The organism is Carboxylicivirga sp., assembly GCF_982718395.1.
In genome coordinates, this window is sequence record NZ_CEXQWX010000276.1 from 1 (window position 1) to 4,306 (window position 4,306).

Sequence of the window (4,306 nt, forward strand, 5' to 3'; positions counted from 1 at the left end):
CAACGGTAACTGATAAACGAATAATGCCGGGAGTTTTCGAACAACGCCCACCGGGATGGTTTGTGGTTAAGGAAGAATTGGAAAAGCTCGGAGCTAAAGGAACTGATTTTATCACATATAAAAAGTATGAAAATCTCGAATATATCAAAGATCTTCCAGAAGAAGAGCGTAGAATAAATCTAAAACTTCTTAGTATGATTGGTGCAGTGGTCAGTTTTGTAGATGACCCACGTCTGATCGATACCAATGTCATCAATCCGCAATGGATTATGGATGGAGTTTATGCTGTTATCAAAGATCCCAAAGTTAAAGACGAATCCAAAGGCCAACTGCATATTGACGATCTGGAACGTATCCTTCCAAAAGCGAGGTTTCCTAAGGATAGACACGGTTTTCTTTTGGAACTAACACCGATTTTCGCGTAACGTTTCCATATAATAGCCAATACCAAATTTGCCAGCAAGATCATTAAAAAAATCTTTAATATCAAGTGGATGCAGCGCTAACTGTGCTACAGCCCACCCACTATTCTTATACGATATGACGGATAATACATTCCTCCCGTGAAGTGAAAATTATTTTTTCGCTCACTCCCTTAAAAATCATATCGTTGAAAAACTCTATAATTTCAATACAAAACACAAAATTTGCAGAGTATTTTCTTTGGATAAATATTGTAATACTGAAATTTTAATAATAATTTTATTGACATTTTAAGCGTCATAAAATATAAGAATATGTATGGCTAATGAAAAATTTTTCCTCAACCCCTCCCATGATTGGCAGCGACGCTATGAGGCTTTGCGGGCATCATTTGTCGAACGCCTTCCTGCCAAAGTTGTGGCGGAGCGTTTCGGATATACACCGGGCTATATTAATCTTCTACGCCATCAATTTAGCCACGACAAAATTGATTTTTCCGAACCGGTTCCGGAAGGCAAGGTTAATCGTCGGGCTGTTGATATGAGCACCAGACAAAAAATTTGCTCCTGGCGTGAGCACCGGCTCTCGGCCGGAGAAATCACACAACTTCTTTCCGAAGACGGAATCGAAATCTCCGTGCGCACTGTCGAAAGAGTATTGGCTGAGGAAGGCTACCAGAAGCTACCCCGAAGAACGCGTCTTAAAATTGGACTCACAGCCCAGGGCGCCTGTCTTCCAGAGGTGTCTCAAGTAATCGAACTTGGGAAGCCCCAAAAAGTGGATTGCGATTCGGCAGGTGTATTCCTTTTTGCCCCGTTCATTGAAAAACTCAACCTGCCCAAGGTGGTGAGTGATGCTGGTCTTCCCGGCAGCAAAATGATACCAGCCCTGCAATACTTTTTCTCTTTTCTTTCCCTGAAATTGATTGGTACCGAGCGGTTTGCCCACATTAGCGATCATAGCTTCGACATCGGATTGGGAATGTTTGCCGGGCTCAACGTGCTTCCCAAGTGCACGGCCATGTCCACCTATTCCTATTCGCTGGATGCCATTCACCTGCACAAGCTGCAAAAAGCTTTCGTTGCGCAGGCAAACCGTATAGGGCTTTACGATAAGAGTGTTATCAATCTGGACTTCCATACCATTCCTCACTTCGGAGACGAGTCCGAGCTTCAAAGACACTGGGCCGGTGCCCGTAACAAGCGTATGAAAGGGGCACTAACCCTTGTGAGCCAGGATGCTGATTCCAAGCTGATTTTGTACACTGCCGCTGATATCCGACGCAGTGAAGCAGACGACCAGATCCTGGAGTTTCTATCGTTTTGGAAAAAGGCGCAACGTAGCGTAGATCCCATGTTGATCTTTGATTCCAAGTTCACCACTTACGCGAATCTTTCCCAGCTCAACACTCAAGGCGTTCGATTTATTACACTGCGCCGCCGGGGCAAAAAGCTCATCAAAGATGTTGAATCTCTCGGGCCTTGGCAGCGAATTCATATCGCCCATGCCAAGCGTAAATACCAAAACCCCCAGGTATACGAGTCTATGGTTGAGCTGAATGGTTACAGTGGCGTTCTGCGCCAAGTGATCATGCGCGGAAACGGCCATGCCCGACCGGCATTTTTGATCACAAATGATATGGAAGCGCCGGTAGAGCGAATAGTCAGCGATTATGCACGTCGTTGGCGGGTAGAGAACGTTATCTCTGAGGCAGTCAAATTTTTCAACCTCAACGCCCTTTCTTCACCAATCCTGACTAAAGTGCACTTCGATGTGATCATGACCATGATCGCTGACACGCTTTACAGCATGTTGGCGCAAAAACTTCGGGGTTTTGAGCATTGTGATGCTGCAAAGGTCTATCGGCATTTTGTCAAAGGGAAAGGATTGGTGTCCCTTGAAGATGACCGCCTTGTGGTCACCTTCCCTAGAAGAGCACATAATCCGATTCTGAGGAACGCCCCTTGGAATCGGTTACCGAAAAAAATATCTTGGTTGGGGAATGTCAATCTTGACTTGAAATTCAAGTGAACGATCAGGTGTCTCTTTTTAAATTCCTGTGACGGTTACGGTGGATGTCAAGCAAGTTGTCGCCTTTTTAAACGGCTTTCCAATATTACCGCACAATCCCCTCATGACCTCCGACGGGTAAATGAGGGCCCATTCTCGCCCATGAGGGAATTGTGCTCTACCGTGCCAAAAAACACCGACTACTCATGCCGCCTTCTTGTCGGTAGTATCCTTTAATTTCTTGCGGTTAAATTTTTTCAAGCTGACTTCTGCAATAGGTTCCCAATTCCTGGTTCTTCCAGACCACCTTTCGGGATTTTTAGAATAGGCCTCAGCATAAACATTGCGCCGATTCTCTAATATTTCAGTGTCTTTCCCACGATGCATATCATCAGGAGTTAAAAACTTAATGCTACTATGGAGATGCACCGTATTGTACCAGCTTACAAAGCGGTGAGCCCAATTCCGGGCTTCAAAAATATTCTCAAATGGTTCTTCTGGGTAATCAGGTCTGTACTTCAAAGTTCTGAACAACGATTCTGAGAAAGGATTATCATTGCTGACGCTGGGTCTGCTGAAGGAAGGCATGACACCGAGATCCTGCAGTTTGGCCAACATTGTTACCGATTTCATTGGAGCACCGTTATCTGAATGCAAAGTGACCTGATCCTTGGCAATTTTTTCACTGATACAAGCATCCGTTATTAAATCAGAGGCCAATTCCCCACATTCAGAATCGTAAACCTGCCAGGCAACAGCTTTACGGCTGTAGAGGTCCATCACCATGTAAAGGTAGAAGAACTGGCCTTTAACCACTGATGGCAAATAGGTGATATCCCAGGACCATATCTGATTAGGGCCAATTGCAGTCAGTGTTTCAGAGTTGTGGCGGAGGCTTGGCTTGCTGGCCTGGCGATGCTTGTCCATCTTCAGTGCCCTTAAAAGTCGATACATGGTTGATTCCGAGCCGATGTAAATTCCCTGGTCCGCGAGCTTGGGAACGATTTGATTCGGGCTTAAACCAGCATATTCAGAAGATTTCAATACTTTGACAATTTCATTCTGCTCTTCTGTTGACAATTTGTTAGCAGGGACAGCACGAGAGCCTTTTCGTTTATCCGTGATCCCACTTTTTGCCCAACGCTGGAGCGTTCGGATCGTCAGTCCCAACAAGCCGGCGGCCTTACTTTTCCTGGCACCCGATTTACAAGCTTCTGAAATCAATTGCATAACAGTTTGTTTTTCTTCAGAAGATATCAATCTTCCTCTGGCTCCCCCCAGATCGCCTGGGCTTTTTTTTTGAGGACCAACAATGCTGCTGTTTCAGCCAACGCCTTTTCCTTACGAGATAGATCTCTCTTTAACGATGAGTTTTCTTTGCGCAGTTGCTTTTCGGCTTCTGATTGTTTTTTGTTTCCTGTCGCTTCCATCCCAGAAACAGCAGCCTTTTTCCATTTATCAAGGTGATGAGGGAAGACTCCCTTCATACGACACCAGGTGGCCCGCTCTTCATGAGACATTGAACCAGTTGTAATCAAAGCATCCAGGCGTTCAGCAGCAGTCCAGTCTTTGGGGCGTTTCTCTTTTGATTTCAAATTGATGTTTCCATTCTCGTTCTGTTTGTATTGCCTTAACCATTTTCCAATGGTAGATCGGCCGATTCCATACTCCGCAGCAATTTCACGGTGAGGTTTATTTCCCTGTAAAACCTTTTTTAACACAGCCTCTTTGACTTGGATAGAATATCCCATGTTTAGTCACCTCAATGCCCCCAAGTTCATTTTTCGATTGAGGCGACATCTATCCTGACACAGGGGGTCTTGAACCAGTGCCAAAAATGCTTCTTTTGAGCGGTTCTTGTGAATCATGAAGT

General features: G+C 45.0%; 3 protein-coding genes. 2 read left to right on the plus strand and 1 reads right to left on the minus strand.

From position 1 onward, the window contains the following. Together AC4MRQ_RS25095 and AC4MRQ_RS25100 are read left to right on the plus strand one after the other, a co-directional pair. On the plus strand, positions 1 to 425 hold a 425-nt coding region (locus AC4MRQ_RS25095), incomplete at its 5' end, for a COR domain-containing protein (RefSeq protein WP_491200481.1). A 316-nt stretch (positions 426 to 741) separates the two neighbouring features. Next, positions 742 to 2,454, plus strand: coding sequence for a transposase (locus AC4MRQ_RS25100; protein ID WP_491200482.1), 1,713 nt, complete (start codon positions 742 to 744; stop codon positions 2,452 to 2,454). A 183-nt stretch (positions 2,455 to 2,637) separates the two neighbouring features. Here AC4MRQ_RS25100 and AC4MRQ_RS25105 read toward each other — a convergent pair. Continuing rightward, positions 2,638 to 4,184, minus strand: a protein-coding gene (locus AC4MRQ_RS25105) for an IS3 family transposase (RefSeq protein ID WP_491200483.1) whose coding sequence is annotated in 2 segments (ribosomal slippage) — positions 2,638 to 3,719 and positions 3,719 to 4,184 — 1,548 coding nt in all. Because the reading frame shifts where the segments join, the coding sequence is not laid out codon by codon here. Between the last annotated feature and the right edge of the window lie 122 nt (positions 4,185 to 4,306).

Bases quoted from the DNA above. Each gene is read 5' to 3' on its own strand.
- AC4MRQ_RS25100 (WP_491200482.1), top strand. From the start codon at position 742: ATGGCTAATGAAAAATTTTTCCTCAACCCCTCCCATGATTGGCAGCGA.